Source organism: Desulfonema magnum (assembly GCF_017377395.1).
Classification (GTDB): domain Bacteria; phylum Desulfobacterota; class Desulfobacteria; order Desulfobacterales; family 4be13; genus Desulfonema_C; species Desulfonema_C magnum.
The window spans coordinates 7847629-7864789 of the sequence record NZ_CP061800.1 but is presented as its reverse complement, the minus strand read 5'-3'; the positions used below and the strand labels follow the sequence as shown (position 1 = coordinate 7864789).

Genomic DNA, 17161 nt, shown 5'->3' with positions numbered 1-17161 from the left:
AACGTCAAAAAACGCTTTTTGAAATTTTAAAACGTCATCTCTCCGGGTGGACTGTCCTTCCCTGCGGGGCGTGGATTGAAAGTAAGCTGAGTTGTAAAGTGCCACAATAACTTTCGGTCGCTCCCCATGTGGGAACCGTGGATTGAAGACTTTAATGCAGGGTTTGAGCAACGGCACAAGTCGCTCCTCGCAAGACCTTGGATTGAATCTGTAAACTGGCGCACTTCCCCGGATGGTGTAACACCTGATGAAAAATTTTAAGTCGCCTCCGTCCGGGGACTCAGATTAAAACAGACAAACGGACAAGGGGCTAAAGACAGAAACACTCGCCCTTCGCCCCTTGCCCCTTGCCTCTCACCCCAAACCCAGGAAAAACAAAATGCACACCGAAGACAACCTCCTATCTCTTTCCGCGTTGCAGCATATTATTTTCTGCGAGCGTCAATGCGCGCTGATTCATATCGAGCAGGTATGGGCGGAAAATCTCTTTACTGCCGAGGGCAAAATCCTCCACGAGCGGGTGGATTCTGGAGAAAGCGAATCCAGAGGCAGAGTGAAAATCGAATATGCACTGCCCATACGTTCATTAGAACTGGGCGTGATCGGAAAAGCCGACGTGGTGGAGTTTCACTATGCAACAAAAAAATCCCAGCGTATTTCTCAGGTGAAGCCTGTGGAATACAAACGCGGTAAGCCCAAAGCAGATAACTGCGACAAAGTGCAGCTTTGCGCACAGGCAATGTGTCTTGAGGAAATGCTGGATATTGAAATCCCTGACGGCGATCTTTTTTACGGTAAGCAGCGCCGCCGCCAGAATATCATATTTGACAATGAACTGAGGACAGAAACAAGGGATGCGGCAAAGCGACTGCATGATCTTATCCGCTCAGGACTTACGCCTCCTGCTGTTTATACACAGAAATGCAGAAGTTGTTCGCTGCTCACCTTTTGTCTGCCCAAAATCAGCGGGAAAAATAAAAACGTGAACAACTATCTTGACGAGATGATGGGAGAAATATGAAAAAACATCTGAATACCCTTTTTGTAGGCACCCAGGGGGCTTATGTCGCCAAAGAAGGCGAGACGGTTGCTGTGAAGTTCGAGGGAAAAATATTGCAACAAATCCCCGTTCATACCATCGGCGGGATTGTCTGTTTCGGGAATATTACATGCAGTCCTTTTTTGATGGGATTTTGTGCGGAAAATGACGTGACAATCTCTTTTCTTTCAGAATACGGGCGGTTTCTTGCGAGAGTTCAGGGGCCTGTGTCGGGAAATGTCCTGCTGCGACGTGAACAATACCGCCAGGCAGATAACATGGAAAAATCCGCAAAAATCGCTGAATCCATCGCTATTGGGAAGCTTATGAACTCCCGAACTGTTCTCAGGAGAGCTTTGAGAGACCATTCTGAGAAACTGGATGCGGACAAAGTCCGAGGTGCAGGGGACCGCATCACAGCTTATATGAAGCAGATAAAATCAGAATCATTGCCTCTGGATACCATACGAGGATATGAGGGCGAGGCTGCACATATCTACTTCAGTGTTTTTGATCACCTGATTCTTTCTCAGAAAAAAAATTTTTATTTTTACAAGCGAAGCCGCCGCCCCCCTCTGGATAATGTAAACTGCCTGCTGTCTTTTTTATATACGGTTTTGACGCATGATGTTCGGTCAGCCCTTGAATCTGTAGGTTTGGATCCGGCTGTGGGTTTTCTGCACAGAGACCGGCCCGGTCGTCCCGGGCTGGCTTTGGATATGATGGAGGAATTTCGCCCTTTTCTGACTGATCGTGTAGTACTCTCCCTGATAAATCTTGCTCAGGTGAAAAACAAAGGTTTTAAAAAACTGAAATCCGGCGCGGTGATGATGGACGATGATACCCGAAAATCGGTTCTGGCTGCCTGGCATAACCGAAAGCAGAATGAGATTATGCATCCGTTCCTGGAGGAAAAGATGCCAATCGGATTGCTGTTCCATTATCAGGCATTGCTGCTTGCCCGCTATTTGAGGGGCGATCTCGATGCTTATCCGCCGTTTATCTGGAAATAGGAGGGTGTAAAAATGTTTGTTTTGGTAAGTTATGATGTGGCTATGGATGAAACCGGACAAAAACGCCTGCGACGGGTGGCAAAAGCTTGTAAAGATTACGGACAGCGGGTGCAGTATTCGGTTTTTGAATGTATTCTTGATCCGGCACGGTGGACTTTTCTGCGTCAGAGACTGATTGATGAGATTGATCCGGAAAAAGACAGTCTTCGGTTTTATTTTTTGGGATCAAATTGGAGGCGCAGAGTGGAACATATTGGCGCAAAAAAGGCGATTGATCAGGAAGGACTTCTGATTGTCTGAAAATTATCTGCGAACCTGAAGCTCACAAATCAGCGTTTTCCGTGTTTAGCCTTACGGGACGCTGATTTGTGCCATAAAAATCAAATAAAGGTTCGCACCAGACATAACTAGTTAGAAATAAATGAAATTATAATTCTTGATTTTTCTGATTCGATGTGTTACAAGCTGAACACTTTAGGATCGCAGAAAGGAAGAAATAAATACTATGGCTTCAGTGGGTTAGCCTGAAGCGGTCGCTCCCCGCACGGGGGGCGTGGATTGAAACCTACATGGATGAACAGCGGGCTATTGATATGCTGTCGCTCCCCGCACGGGGGGCGTGGATTGAAACTTATGACAAATTATAGACCCCATGTCAACCCGGGTCGCTCCCCGCACGGGGGGCGTGGATTGAAACGCTTTTAACCGAGGGTAAGCAAGTCTTTGTCATGTCGCTCCCCGCACGGGGGGCGTGGATTGAAACCGGACGAGCATCCGGCAAGTAAAAACAAACCCAAGTCGCTCCCCGCACGGGGGGCGTGGATTGAAACGGGTGTCCTTGACCATTCAGCGGAGTTGATTTGGTCGCTCCCCGCACGGGGGGCGTGGATTGAAACCTGCATTTTTGCCAACATTTTTGCTGTCTGCATGTCGCTCCCCGCACGGGGGGCGTGGATTGAAACGGTTATTCCCTGCTTCAATAGCGCATACCGGTCGTCGCTCCCCGCACGGGGGGCGTGGATTGAAACAAATCGAATATGCCATTTTCCAGGTTCAACAAAAAGTCGCTCCCCGCACGGGGGGCGTGGATTGAAACTCTTTTGTGAGGGGATGGCTACGGGCTTATCAATGTCGCTCCCCGCACGGGGGGCGTGGATTGAAACCGCATCAATCAAGAATGACAGGATTGAGAAGACGTCGCTCCCCGCACGGGGGGCGTGGATTGAAACCTCATATCTTATCCGCACAAAAGATCCCTGGAAGTCGCTCCCCGCACGGGGGGCGTGGATTGAAACCTCATTTATGCTGCCTGTGAGAGAATACCCTGTCGCTCCCCGCACGGGGGGCGTGGATTGAAACCGTTCCGCAATGACTCCGCTGTTTTCCAACGCTTTGTCGCTCCCCGCACGGGGGGCGTGGATTGAAACAGCCGATCTTGAGCCGGGACAATATCAACCCGGGTCGCTCCCCGCACGGGGGGCGTGGATTGAAACCAGATGTTGATCACCCTCAATCCGCCATTGGAAAGTCGCTCCCCGCACGGGGGGCGTGGATTGAAACTCCGGATTGAACTGGCATTATGCCGCCGCCGGAAGTCGCTCCCCGCACGGGGGGCGTGGATTGAAACCCTTGCAGAACGGACATTGTAGACGCTTTTCGCCAGGTCGCTCCCCGCACGGGGGGCGTGGATTGAAACTCAGCATCAGCATATTTGTTGTCAAGATCGTGTCGCTCCCCGCACGGGGGGCGTGGATTGAAACCTTGCAGGGTTTGGACGCTCCTCTTTGAGTTCAGTCGCTCCCCGCACGGGGGGCGTGGATTGAAACAAAAAATATGTCAAATGATTTTTTGCCTAAATAGTCGCTCCCCGCACGGGGGGCGTGGATTGAAACTCTGCCTGATGGAATTTTTGAAGATCCGGAGGGGTCGCTCCCCGCACGGGGGGCGTGGATTGAAACTGCATCTGGTCTTCCGCCTGGTGTGACATTTAAGTCGCTCCCCGCACGGGGGGCGTGGATTGAAACTCAAAACCGGGTATCAGTTTTCAGGTGACTATGGTCGCTCCCCGCACGGGGGGCGTGGATTGAAACCGGTTTCCCGACTTTTGCCCGTAAACCAGTTCTGGTCGCTCCCCGCACGGGGGGCGTGGATTGAAACTTTGACGAGATCAATAACTGCCTGTACGAAACCCGTCGCTCCCCGCACGGGGGGCGTGGATTGAAACTATTGCTAGGAAAACTGTTGATCAGTGCGGGAGGTCGCTCCCCGCACGGGGGGCGTGGATTGAAACAAGAACAAGTACCTCAACCGTAAGCTGGCAAATCGTCGCTCCCCGCACGGGGGGCGTGGATTGAAACGGTTTGGGTTGGTTTGGTTTGGTTTGGCTACGAAGTCGCTCCCCGCACGGGGGGCGTGGATTGAAACTTTGTCGGAGTAATGCGGGAGCGATAGAACAGTGTGTCGCTCCCCGCACGGGGGGCGTGGATTGAAACCGTCGTGAGCGTGTCAACATCCAGGATTTCCTGTCGCTCCCCGCACGGGGGGCGTGGATTGAAACCGGCGCACTGCTTCAGGGTTTTGCGATTCGGGATTGTCGCTCCCCGCACGGGGGGCGTGGATTGAAACTTATTATGGAATGGATAGACGAAAATTCAGAATGGGTCGCTCCCCGCACGGGGGGCGTGGATTGAAACGGCGTCATCCGGAAAAAAAATCGGGTCAAAAAAAGTCGCTCCCCGCACGGGGGGCGTGGATTGAAACAATCATGAGTTTATGCACCTGCTTCTCACGATTTTTGTCGCTCCCCGCACGGGGGGCGTGGATTGAAACGAGAGCGGACATCCCTGTCTCGAACTCAGACGTCGCTCCCCGCACGGGGGGCGTGGATTGAAACGTGACAGACGGCTCAGGCTGGGATAGTGCCGCAACTGTCGCTCCCCGCACGGGGGGCGTGGATTGAAACAATGACAAAGTGATTTAGTTTAAACGGTTTTCATTGTCGCTCCCCGCACGGGGGGCGTGGATTGAAACGGGTTTGGCTACGAACCGGAAGGCGGAAGGCCAGTCGCTCCCCGCACGGGGGGCGTGGATTGAAACTAAAAAAAAACTTTCCCTTCGCCACCGGGAAAGCGAGTCGCTCCCCGCACGGGGGGCGTGGATTGAAACCGGTCTGATGTCAGGGATACAGGGGCTTGCGTCGCTCCCCGCACGGGGGGCGTGGATTGAAACCTTAGCAATGAGTCCGCTTTTGCCGCGGCGAGCTTTGTCGCTCCCCGCACGGGGGGCGTGGATTGAAACAGATGATCGGACGCGGGGCGAGATGTTACCCTGGGTCGCTCCCCGCACGGGGGGCGTGGATTGAAACAAGCATTTTCAACAACATGGCGGTGGAATCTTTGTCGCTCCCCGCACGGGGGGCGTGGATTGAAACATTACCAGAGAAGACGGGCATACCGTGGTGTTCGAGTCGCTCCCCGCACGGGGGGCGTGGATTGAAACAAATAATATTCAACAGCAAATGATCGCCCCCTTTGTCGCTCCCCGCACGGGGGGCGTGGATTGAAACAAGAATTATAAGCATCAGCTTCACACCGCTCTGATAGTCGCTCCCCGCACGGGGGGCGTGGATTGAAACCCGCCAGTCCGGGTTTGACATGGGCCAGGTATCTCGTCGCTCCCCGCACGGGGGGCGTGGATTGAAACCCATAAACAGGTCTGATTCGGTGAAACGACTGAATGTCGCTCCCCGCACGGGGGGCGTGGATTGAAACAAAGAAGTATCAACAGCGGTGACTTCTTTCCACCAGTCGCTCCCCGCACGGGGGGCGTGGATTGAAACTCTTCTTTGTCATTGAGATCAAGCCCCGCTATTGTCGCTCCCCGCACGGGGGGCGTGGATTGAAACTGATTTGGGGAGGGAAGGGTTGCGGCAAATCAAAGTCGCTCCCCGCACGGGGGGCGTGGATTGAAACCGGGCGAGCATCCGGCAAGTAAAAACAAACCCAAGTCGCTCCCCGCACGGGGGGCGTGGATTGAAACTATCATCGGACAATCTAAAACTGCTAAAAGGTCGCTCCCCGCACGGGGGGCGTGGATTGAAACTCTTTCGGGTTGTCTTTTGGTCGTTTTTGTGTTGTCGCTCCCCGCACGGGGGGCGTGGATTGAAACTCCTCGTTGCCTGTCGCTCGGCGGTTTGCGTCGGGTCGCTCCCCGCACGGGGGGCGTGGATTGAAACTCCTCGTTGCCTGTCGCTCGGCGGTTTGCGTCGGTGTCGCTCCCCGCACGGGGGGCGTGGATTGAAACGTCTCCTCGCCCTGTCCGTCCGGTGTCGTTCCCGGTCGCTCCCCGCACGGGGGGCGTGGATTGAAACTCTCCTCATACCTCGTCCGCACAAAAAACCCCTGGCGTCGCTCCCCGCACGGGGGGCGTGGATTGAAACCTCCCCGAACTTACGACGCCCCAAAGCTTTTTCTTTGTCGCTCCCCGCACGGGGGGCGTGGATTGAAACCGGGTTGTTGCAGATGTATATGTTGACGGAAAAAGCTGTCGCTCCCCGCACGGGGGGCGTGGATTGAAACCGCAAATAGCAAGGACAATGCAAAGGGAAGGGGTGTCGCTCCCCGCACGGGGGGCGTGGATTGAAACTGGCGTTCCCCGGGGCAAAGAGCCGGGGAACATGGGTCGCTCCCCGCACGGGGGGCGTGGATTGAAACTCCTTGTGTTCTTTAAGCCGGTTTGATGTGATCGCGTCGCTCCCCGCACGGGGGGCGTGGATTGAAACTCACATATCCGAAATTAGGCTCCTGCTGCTCTATGTCGCTCCCCGCACGGGGGGCGTGGATTGAAACTCTTGGTGTCAGGTCGTCTCAGCAGTCGGCATGTCGCTCCCCGCACGGGGGGCGTGGATTGAAACTAATCCGCATATCATCGCTTGTCCGGAAAAAGCGGGTCGCTCCCCGCACGGGGGGCGTGGATTGAAACTCGAATATGTCCTGCATCACAGGATTAGTATCTTGTCGCTCCCCGCACGGGGGGCGTGGATTGAAACCTTTCCGACTTACGCTGAAGCTTACGAATACGGCTTGGTCGCTCCCCGCACGGGGGGCGTGGATTGAAACCTGAACAACCCTGAGATGGCCCTTGTTCTTCCCGGAGTCGCTCCCCGCACGGGGGGCGTGGATTGAAACCGAATTGGGGGAATGGCAGATCACCAGGGTCTTTGTCGCTCCCCGCACGGGGGGCGTGGATTGAAACTCTTTGTATGTCTGGTACACCTTGTCTGCCAAAGTCGCTCCCCGCACGGGGGGCGTGGATTGAAACTGATTATGCTTGGTTTCTGATAGGCGGCCGGAATGTCGCTCCCCGCACGGGGGGCGTGGATTGAAACTGGTCAGTCTGGTATTATTTATTGTGGGACAAGAAGTCGCTCCCCGCACGGGGGGCGTGGATTGAAACTGAAGAACAAGGGGTTTGTCAGCGTCACAGGTAGTCGCTCCCCGCACGGGGGGCGTGGATTGAAACTCTCCTTTCGGCAGCCAGAACGACGCTGGCAGTGTCGTCGCTCCCCGCACGGGGGGCGTGGATTGAAACTGATTGTAGCTTTTCAAGCTGTTTCCGAGCCGGTTCGTCGCTCCCCGCACGGGGGGCGTGGATTGAAACCTTGCAGCGAACACAAACTGTCAGACCGGGCGAGTCGCTCCCCGCACGGGGGGCGTGGATTGAAACAGCGCACGTTCTATAATGTCAAAAGGCTATCTGGTCGCTCCCCGCACGGGGGGCGTGGATTGAAACATCTGAACAGCCAAAAATGCAAGTTCCGCATTGGTCGCTCCCCGCACGGGGGGCGTGGATTGAAACCAGCCATTTACCGTACTTTCGGCCGCCCTAAAGCTGTCGCTCCCCGCACGGGGGGCGTGGATTGAAACCAACAAAGCCCGGGCCCGTTAAGCGCAAACGCAAGTCGCTCCCCGCACGGGGGGCGTGGATTGAAACAGCTTGTATTACAAGCATAAATAAATCAGCGTGGTCGCTCCCCGCACGGGGGGCGTGGATTGAAACTCATCCTGTTCGGCCGACCTGAAAGCGAACATGGTCGCTCCCCGCACGGGGGGCGTGGATTGAAACAACGCATTGTAAAAAAAGAAGGGGGGTAGGTAGTCGCTCCCCGCACGGGGGCGTGGATTGAAACCCTCGTGTTGCCTCACTTCCTAAATTTTTTGTCGCTCCCCGCACGGGGGGCGTGGATTGAAACGCTGTCATGGCCTACTTGGTGATGTTGTGACGTCGCTCCCCGCACGGGGGGCGTGGATTGAAACTTTTGCGACGTTCCGAAGCTCGGCGTGATCAGCGGTCGCTCCCCGCACGGGGGGCGTGGATTGAAACACAGATTGGGGATAGCAAGTCAGCATCTGTTCAAGTCGCTCCCCGCACGGGGGGCGTGGATTGAAACCGTGTCAACAGTGTCGAAATGGCAGTTTCCGCGTCGCTCCCCGCACGGGGGGCGTGGATTGAAACTTGAAGGAGGTTTGGCAGCTACCGAATATAAAGTCGCTCCCCGCACGGGGGGCGTGGATTGAAACATTACCAAGAAGACGGCATACCGTGGTGTGTCGCTCCCCGCACGGGGGGCGTGGATTGAAACATCTATATCTCCGAACTGGGAGGGGTCGCTCCCCGCACGGGGGGCGTGGATTGAAACAGGCAATTCAGGCGGAAAAGCACGGGAGATATCAGTCGCTCCCCGCACGGGGGGCGTGGATTGAAACAAGACGAATGTCAGGAACTGCTTGAAGATTTGATGTCGCTCCCCGCACGGGGGGCGTGGATTGAAACGGCGCGGTGATCGGCGCGCCCCTGAAGCAGATATCGTCGCTCCCCGCACGGGGGGCGTGGATTGAAACACGACTCGAAAAAATCAATTTGAGGGTCCCAGGTCGCTCCCCGCACGGGGGGCGTGGATTGAAACGAGCAAATCAAAAGCCGCTGCAACAAAATTCGTTGTCGCTCCCCGCACGGGGGGCGTGGATTGAAACGTGCCGCCCGGGGCGTTGCAGGCGGTGCTTGTCGCTCCCCGCACGGGGGGCGTGGATTGAAACATATACGGTAAAAGAATATCAAAAAAATCTCTGGTCGCTCCCCGCACGGGGGGCGTGGATTGAAACTCAGTCAAGCGGGATTTTTCCCATAGCCTTAACGGTCGCTCCCCGCACGGGGGGCGTGGATTGAAACAGATGCTCGTTGTAATAGTCAGGGTTGTTAAAAGTCGCTCCCCGCACGGGGGGCGTGGATTGAAACGTTTGTCTCTGCCAGTCTTAATGTCTTACCCGATAGTCGCTCCCCGCACGGGGGGCGTGGATTGAAACAGAATTATCATAATTAATCAAGTCGCCTGAATAGGGTCGCTCCCCGCACGGGGGGCGTGGATTGAAACAAATATGACGAGATCATCAGTGTATGTCTCGGATGGTCGCTCCCCGCACGGGGGGCGTGGATTGAAACTCGGATGTGTGTCTGACCGTGACATCTGTATTGAGTCGCTCCCCGCACGGGGGGCGTGGATTGAAACTGCGTAAAATTAAGAGGTGTCAAATCATCAGGAAGTCGCTCCCCGCACGGGGGGCGTGGATTGAAACTTTGGCTCCGGAAGAAAACAATTCCACCCTCCGGTCGCTCCCCGCACGGGGGGCGTGGATTGAAACATCTTTAGAGAATGCGGGATAAGTTTTTGTGCCGTCGCTCCCCGCACGGGGGGCGTGGATTGAAACAGAAAAGGTTGCGGAGGTTGCGTCAAACAGAGGACGTCGCTCCCCGCACGGGGGGCGTGGATTGAAACAGCCTCTGACGGCTGATTTTGTTGGCTCATCGGAGTCGCTCCCCGCACGGGGGGCGTGGATTGAAACCCCCGTCCGTTTCACTGCCTTATTCTCCAAAAGTGGTCGCTCCCCGCACGGGGGGCGTGGATTGAAACCCGCATCAACCGGAAATATCCACGGAGAAAGGTGTGTCGCTCCCCGCACGGGGGGCGTGGATTGAAACGCTTTATGAGTCAACAGCGGCTGAGAAGGAGTCGCTCCCCGCACGGGGGGCGTGGATTGAAACCACGCAAAAATGCTTTTCCCCTTCTTTTTTCCAAGTCGCTCCCCGCACGGGGGGCGTGGATTGAAACCAGTGGCACATCCGCAGTCAATAGCACATGGGCATAGTCGCTCCCCGCACGGGGGGCGTGGATTGAAACCAGTCACTCAGGTCAAATCAGCGTCGTGGAACATAGTCGCTCCCCGCACGGGGGGCGTGGATTGAAACTGTTTTTTGTCAAAATATGTGTTAAGGAATTTAGTCGCTCCCCGCACGGGGGACGTGGATTGAAACAAATCCCCGATACCAGGCTCGCAGAAAATCCTCAGTCGCTCCCCGCACGGGGGGCGTGGATTGAAACATCCCACAGTCCAACTCATCACATGGCGTGACAGGTCGCTCCCCGCACGGGGGGCGTGGATTGAAACTCCGATTCCGTATGCGTCCGGATACTGTTCTTTCGTCGCTCCCCGTACGGGGGGCGTGGATTGAAACAGAAGGCTTATACGGACACGGAGAAACGATGTCGCTCCCCGCACGGGGGGCGTGGATTGAAACTGTGCCATGATCCAATATTGCCCTGTAAATCCTGGTCGCTCCCCGCACGGGGGGCGTGGATTGAAACCCCTCACAACGGCTGTCGAGCCTGCCGTTTCTGAGAGTCGCTCCCCGCACGGGGGGCGTGGATTGAAACAGAAGGCTTATACGGACACGGAGAAACGATGTCGCTCCCCGCACGGGGGGCGTGGATTGAAACCATATTAGAATCCTGTCATTGTCTCGCGTGTGAAAGTCGCTCCCCGCACGGGGGGCGTGGATTGAAACAATCCTCCTTGCGTTACGTTTAGTTATTGACGTTACGTCGCTCCCCGCACGGGGGGCGTGGATTGAAACAAGAATACCGTCCCAGGCTTGGAAACAGCAGACGTCGCTCCCCGCACGGGGGGCGTGGATTGAAACCGAAAAGACTGAAAGCGCACAGAGCCAAAGCTGGTCGCTCCCCGCACGGGGGGCGTGGATTGAAACTGGGAACTGCATGAAAAACACGATGGAAATATGAGTCGCTCCCCGCACGGGGGGCGTGGATTGAAACGGGAACTCAGGGAACATTTTGCGCTCCTGAAGGAGGTCGCTCCCCGCACGGGGGGCGTGGATTGAAACACCGCGACACTCACAAACGATTTGAGGCATACTGTCGCTCCCCGCACGGGGGGCGTGGATTGAAACATAGTAGCGATGCCCTACTTTGCCAGAATAGGGATGTCGCTCCCCGCACGGGGGGCGTGGATTGAAACCCGTCTCCTGCTTTCAATCCTGACGTTTTGCGCCGTCGCTCCCCGCACGGGGGGCGTGGATTGAAACGTTTCCAGAGTCTCAGGTTTTCTGAGACTTCGAAGTCGCTCCCCGCACGGGGGGCGTGGATTGAAACTGGTATCCGGCTTCCGAACCGTGTGAAAATGGAGTCGCTCCCCGCACGGGGGGCGTGGATTGAAACTCAGAAGACTACGGGGAAGCTTACTCTTATTCTGTCGCTCCCCGCACGGGGGGCGTGGATTGAAACACGGGGCCTGTGAATGACCGACTGGCAAGGGCTGTCGCTCCCCGCACGGGGGGCGTGGATTGAAACTAATTCTTAACCGCTTGCCCGGTGCGATAACCGGGGTCGCTCCCCGCACGGGGGGCGTGGATTGAAACCTTGTAATTGTATAGCCAAGTTGCCAGTAAATAAGTCGCTCCCCGCACGGGGGGCGTGGATTGAAACTACCCGAATGCTTGGAGCTCCGGAATTCTGCGTGGTCGCTCCCCGCACGGGGGGCGTGGATTGAAACACCCAACTGAGCTTGTACTCAATCAGATGCGCTGTCGCTCCCCGCACGGGGGGCGTGGATTGAAACTTATCCTCCTTTACAGTTAAGAATTGTGGTCAGGGTCGCTCCCCGCACGGGGGGCGTGGATTGAAACAGGAAAGCCAGATCACCGGTGATGGTGTCAACTAGTCGCTCCCCGCACGGGGGGCGTGGATTGAAACTTGCTCCTCGCCCGTAAATTCCAGTTGCTCCGTGTCGCTCCCCGCACGGGGGGCGTGGATTGAAACTTGCATAATATTCGATCTGCTTTTTTCTGACTGAAAAGTCGCTCCCCGCACGGGGGGCGTGGATTGAAACGTGAGCCTCTCTTGAGAGTGCAAGGCGTTCGATGACGTCGCTCCCCGCACGGGGGGCGTGGATTGAAACGCAGTTCAGCCAACATCTTAACGAATCTGTCTCTGTCGCTCCCCGCACGGGGGGCGTGGATTGAAACCCCACCCGTCAACGTATTCTCCGAAGTGAGGGATGTCGCTCCCCGCACGGGGGGCGTGGATTGAAACTGAGCATTAAGCAAGCCGCATATTTGTAGCAGCATTCATCGTGCCGGGCCGGTAAAGCACCGTGCAGCATATTCACAGCATGATTTACTGCAAATATGCCGCCCTTACAGGGCTTAGTCGGCCCTCCGCTAAATCCGTTATAATCAGCCGTTTTCATCCAACAGGTGAAAACTCGGAAAGCCCCGAGGTTCTGATATTACAGGCCGGGAATCATATTCAGGCCAAAGAATCGCTCAATTTAGATTGAAACAACCTCACTTTCATCTTTCTCGCCATCATCTTCCTCGTCTTTTTATCGTCTCCCGCACGGGGGATTGAAACTTTACAACACGTTCAAAAACCAGTATAAAATTTTCTAATGCTGACGGATTTTGTTGACAGTCAGGCTCCGAACAACAAGAATCTGTGCTGCCCTGAGGTCCGGCCCCGAAAAGTACAGGGACGGCAGATAAGAAGGGGAAGACGCATTTTTCCTTTTCTTATCTGCTTTCCCTGTACTTTTGAAAACATAATATGACAGGATCAACAAAATCCGTCAGCATCAGTAAAATTTTCTCGCTCCCCGCACGGGGGGGGCGTGGATTTGAAACATTCACACTAAAACAAGGATAATCAGCAATGAAACCCATGCAAAAACCTGAGAAAAGTGCGTCAATGGAGATAAAGCATTTTGTGGCTATTTTTGATTTTGAAATGGAACGTCGCCAGATTCCCGGTTTCCGGGGAGCAGTGGTCAAAAAAGTGGGAGAGGAAAATGTCCTGTTTCATAATCATCTCGGGGACCAGCAGTTTCTCTACGGCTATCCCCTGATTCAGTATAAGACCATTGGCAGACATCCGGCCATTATCTGCATCAACCAGGGAACCGAGGAGGTCATCAAATTCTTTGAACAGGTGAACTGGGACCTCACCATCTACGGAAAACGCATTGAAACGGAAATCCGGCATATTTCGTTTGACTATTTTCAGTGCGGACTTTCTCCGGAACCGGTTCGTTACAAAATATGGAACTGGTTCGCACTGAATGAGGAGAATTATGCAACATTCAGCGCACTGAACAGCGATGCGGAAAAAATTGAAAGACTCCGACGCATCCTGATCGGCAACATGCTTTCATTTGCCAAGGGGGTGCAATGGAATGTTGACGGAGAAATCAAAGTTGAAATCCCAAGACTGCCCAGACAGCGTCTGGTTTCATTCAAGCGATATCGGATGACAGGATTTGATCTTGAGTTTGTCTCCAATATGATGCTGCCCAACTTCATCGGTCTGGGGAAATCAACTTCCCGGGGGTTCGGTCTGATCAGGAGGGTCGGATAGCAATCAGCAGATCAAAAAGCAGCCATAAGACCTCCGAGGTTTTTTAAACCTCGGAGGTCTTTCGCAGAACCGGCACAATAGTCCTGAAATCTGGATATTTCCGCCCGGATACAAGTTCGTATAAACGGGCATGAGCTGCCGGTCACAACGAATGATGAAAGTTTTGCAGTTTTTCCTAACACCTAACACCTAACACTTTCATATAAAGGAATTCAGGTATCGCCAGATAAGAACACCAATACCGCTCAGGAGGTTCAGTATCCAATTTGCAGGGAATTTCCTTTTGCCTGAGTTTCTGGGCATGGGGAAAATGGGGTGGGTCCCACCTTTTACACATCCGAAAAAATTAGCCACAAAGACACAAAGACACAAAGGAACCACAAAGACACTTCGTGAAACTTTGTGCCTTCGCGGCTTCGTGGCAAAAAAACGGATGTGCCCCACCTTTTACACATAAAACCTGAATTATCAATTATCAATTATCAATTGAACAAAGGAGTCACAATGGAACAAGCAACACTAAATTTTGTCACAGGCAAAGCAGATAAAATCCCGGTTCCCATAAAAACGGAGTTCACCGGCGATCCTTTTGTGGATATGGGCGCGCTGGTCATGGACACGCTGCCCTTTGACACGGTCGAGGAAAAAATTCGCTTTGCCACGGATGTGTATGTGGACAGATGGGGCGGGAAAATCCATTCGGTTTTTCTCCATTCAAAAATCACCACCATCCACGCCACTGGCAAACCCGAGCGTCAGCGCAAGGATTCATTGGCATATTATCTGGGGATACTCAGAAATGAAAACGCAGTCGCAGAGGGATATTGCAGAATATGCGCTCACAAAGGCCCTTTGTTTCCGGGGGGAAGAGGAAATTACCCCCTGGTGGGATCTGGCGATTTTATCAATTTTCACCATTTCCATGAAGCGGGCCTGCTGTTGTGCGGAGAGTGCCTGATCAAACTCTTTTTTCTGCCCCTCGGGATTGTGGAATGCGGTGACAAGCTGATGATTCTCCAGCCGGATGATGCATATTCAAAAGCGTTGTGGCAGGCAGATTATATTCAGGAGAATCTGGACAAAATCTCCAGAGGATCGTCAAAAGGAATGCTCAAGGCAAATCTGCTGAACCCTCAGAACGCGCTCTTCAACCTTGCCGGCAGACTCATTGAAAAATTTGACCTGCTTGAAAAAACAGCCAAAGCCATCCGCCTGGTTTATTTCAGCAATTTTGGTGCAAAAGCAAACATGGAGTTTCATGATCTGCCCAATTATATCTTCTCTTTTTTAAAACGGGTGTGTCAGCCTGATCTCAAAACCAGTTGGACGGGTTTTGTGAAAACATATTACCGGTTTCGCAAGTCGGTCCATTTTGATGAGGAAAAAGGGGAATGGGTTGAAAAAAAGAAGAAAGAGATGATCCAACTCAATCATGAGGAGTACAGCGGCACAAATCGCAACACCATCTATGAACGCCTTTTGTCGGGAAAAACAATCTCAGGATATCTGTGCCGGAGACATAAAAAGGCAACATTTCCCATAATGATCGCAATCACATACATGAAGGAGGTCAGAAATATGCGGCAGGAGCAGATTGATCTGATACGCAGTATCGCGGATAAAATTATAGGACTTTCTCAAAAGGAAGAGAATTTCAAAAAATTCATCACGCCCATTGAAGGCGCGGCAAAAGCATATGAGCTGAGAGCAGCCATTCTCAAATGCGTCAAAGCGCATCACCAGAACGGCGAACCCGAACCGTTCATAAGGCTCAGAGAATATGTGGAATACTTGTTTCCTGACGGCCAGTACTGGAGTGAAGTCAGGGACTTGCTTCTGATATGCCTGTATGAGAAACTGCACGAGCTTCGCATTGACTCAGCCGAAGTTTCGACCGAGGATATCGCGGAGCCGGAAAAGGACGCGGTGGATATGTTTAACGGATAATCGGGCATATCCATGAGCAGCACTCATCATGCAGCTGCCAAAGCCCCGTAGGGGCGGCATATTTGTAGGACTCATCATGCAGCTGCCAAAGCCCCGTGGGGGCGGCATATTTGTAGGACTCATCATGCACAACCGCCAAAGCCCCGTGGGGGCGGAATATTTGTAGGACTCATCATGCACAACCGCCAAAGCCCCGTGGGGGCGGAATATTTGTAGCATTTATTTTGGCTGCACTCATAATAATCTGTAAGGGATTGTGCGTAAGCAGAGAATTGTAACAAGGGAAATTAAAATTTTACAGTTCCGCATTCAGACTGTCTCAGACCGCCTAAAGGCGGAACTACAAACTAAAATGAAAGGAGTTACAATGTCATTAACGGTTCAAGGATTTATGCTGATTGATGTGGATGTGGCGGCCCTGAACAACGCGGGCAAAGATACCTCGACAACACTGGAAAATGCAGTGGCAACCAAGAAGGTCAACAAGGGCGGGAGAACTTACGCATATGTTTCCGGTCAGGCATGGCGCTATTGGTGGCGGGAAACCCTGAAAAAAGACTTTGGGTGGAACATGTCACCGGTCACAAGGGAAAAAAAGATTGCCTTTACCGAGGCCAATCCTGTGGTTTACGATGACGATGATATGTTTGGCTACATGCGGGCGGCAAAAGAAGGCAAGAAAAATATCACCCTGACCCGCGTGTCGCCGCTGAAAAACTCCGCACTCATCTCCGTGTCTCCCACAAATATTGTCCAGAACTGGTCCTCCATGTCCCGCCAGGAAGGAGACGCGGTCCCTTATGGCAAAGATGAGTACTGCGCCACCATGAAGGGCATGTTCTCCATTGCCCTGGATCAGGTGGGGACCTTTTCTTCGGAGGATAGAACCGGTTTCAAAAACTTTAACGATGCCCTGGCAAAACTGGCCATTGAAAACGGCGCGGACCTGATTGATGATCCTTTTGCCAAAGATAAAAAAGGGGACCCCCTCAAATTGCATCGTCTTGAGAAGCCCGTCAGGGTGCGGCGTGTGCTGGACACACTGCTGGCTTTGGAAATTCTCTCCGGAGGTGCCATGCAGACGACCAACATGGGAGATGTCACGCCCAAACTGATGGTGCTGACCATGCTCAACAGCGGCAACCACCCGTTTTCGCATCTGGCCAAAGATGATCTGGGAAAGCCGGTGTTTTCCGTGCCGGCCCTGAAACAGGTGATCGCTGATTACGCGGGCCGCATTCCCGGAAAGGTTTGTATCGGACGGCGCATGGGATTTATGGATGAACTGGAGGAGGATCTGAAAACCTTCGCGGACGCGGATCATGTTTTCTATGGTTCCATATGTGACGCTGTCAGGGAATTTGTAAAGGAAATTGAAACCAGCATTCCATGACAAAGGAG

Annotated in this window: 7 protein-coding genes and 2 CRISPR repeat arrays; of the genes, 6 read left to right on the top strand and 1 reads right to left on the bottom strand. The window is 53.6% G+C overall.

The window, feature by feature from the left end; translation table 11 throughout:
• The first annotated feature begins 379 nt into the window (after positions 1-379).
• From cas4 to cas8a1, 5 genes are all read left to right on the top strand, one after another.
• Positions 380-1021, top strand: coding sequence for a CRISPR-associated protein Cas4 (gene cas4, locus dnm_RS30095; protein WP_207680554.1), 642 nt, complete (start codon positions 380-382; stop codon positions 1019-1021).
• Positions 1018-2052: a type I-C CRISPR-associated endonuclease Cas1c gene (gene cas1c, locus dnm_RS30090; protein ID WP_207680553.1), complete on the top strand. Its 1035-nt coding sequence runs from the start codon at positions 1018-1020 to the stop codon at positions 2050-2052. Before cas4 ends, cas1c begins: the two co-directional genes overlap by 4 nt.
• Before the next feature lie 12 nt (positions 2053-2064).
• Positions 2065-2352, top strand: coding sequence for a CRISPR-associated endonuclease Cas2 (gene cas2, locus dnm_RS30085; RefSeq protein WP_207680552.1), 288 nt, complete (start codon positions 2065-2067; stop codon positions 2350-2352).
• A gap of 232 nt (positions 2353-2584) precedes the next feature.
• A CRISPR array of direct repeats spans positions 2585-8175; the repeat unit is 33 nt; unit sequence GTCGCTCCCCGCACGGGGGGCGTGGATTGAAAC.
• 93 nt (positions 8176-8268) lie between these two features.
• A CRISPR array of direct repeats spans positions 8269-12493; the repeat unit is 33 nt; unit sequence GTCGCTCCCCGCACGGGGGGCGTGGATTGAAAC.
• A gap of 618 nt (positions 12494-13111) precedes the next feature.
• Entirely contained in the window at positions 13112-13813 is a 702-nt protein-coding gene (locus tag dnm_RS30080) for a CRISPR-associated endonuclease Cas6 (RefSeq protein ID WP_207680551.1), read from the top strand.
• A gap of 504 nt (positions 13814-14317) precedes the next feature.
• Positions 14318-15760, top strand: a complete 1443-nt coding sequence (gene cas8a1 / locus dnm_RS30075; protein ID WP_207680550.1) for a type I-B CRISPR-associated protein Cas8b1/Cst1 — start codon at positions 14318-14320, stop codon at positions 15758-15760.
• On the opposite strand, the gene dnm_RS30070 is transcribed toward cas8a1, so the two are convergent.
• Positions 15750-15890, bottom strand: coding sequence for a hypothetical protein (locus dnm_RS30070; RefSeq protein WP_207680549.1), 141 nt, complete (start codon positions 15888-15890; stop codon positions 15750-15752). The two genes, cas8a1 and dnm_RS30070, sit on opposite strands and share 11 nt — an antisense overlap.
• A 237-nt stretch (positions 15891-16127) precedes the next feature.
• On the opposite strand from dnm_RS30070, the gene cas7i reads away from it, so the two are divergent.
• Positions 16128-17153: a type I-B CRISPR-associated protein Cas7/Cst2/DevR gene (gene cas7i / locus dnm_RS30065; protein ID WP_207680548.1), complete on the top strand. Its 1026-nt coding sequence runs from the start codon at positions 16128-16130 to the stop codon at positions 17151-17153.
• The last annotated feature ends 8 nt before the right edge of the window (positions 17154-17161 follow it).

Coding starts and splice junctions, on each gene's coding strand:
- cas4 (WP_207680554.1), top strand. CDS start 380: ATGCACACCGAAGACAACCTCCTATCTCTTTCCGCGTTGCAGCATATT.
- cas1c (WP_207680553.1), top strand. CDS start 1,018: ATGAAAAAACATCTGAATACCCTTTTTGTAGGCACCCAGGGGGCTTAT.
- cas2 (WP_207680552.1), top strand. CDS start 2,065: ATGTTTGTTTTGGTAAGTTATGATGTGGCTATGGATGAAACCGGACAA.
- dnm_RS30080 (WP_207680551.1), top strand. CDS start 13,112: ATGAAACCCATGCAAAAACCTGAGAAAAGTGCGTCAATGGAGATAAAG.
- cas8a1 (WP_207680550.1), top strand. CDS start 14,318: ATGGAACAAGCAACACTAAATTTTGTCACAGGCAAAGCAGATAAAATC.
- cas7i (WP_207680548.1), top strand. CDS start 16,128: ATGTCATTAACGGTTCAAGGATTTATGCTGATTGATGTGGATGTGGCG.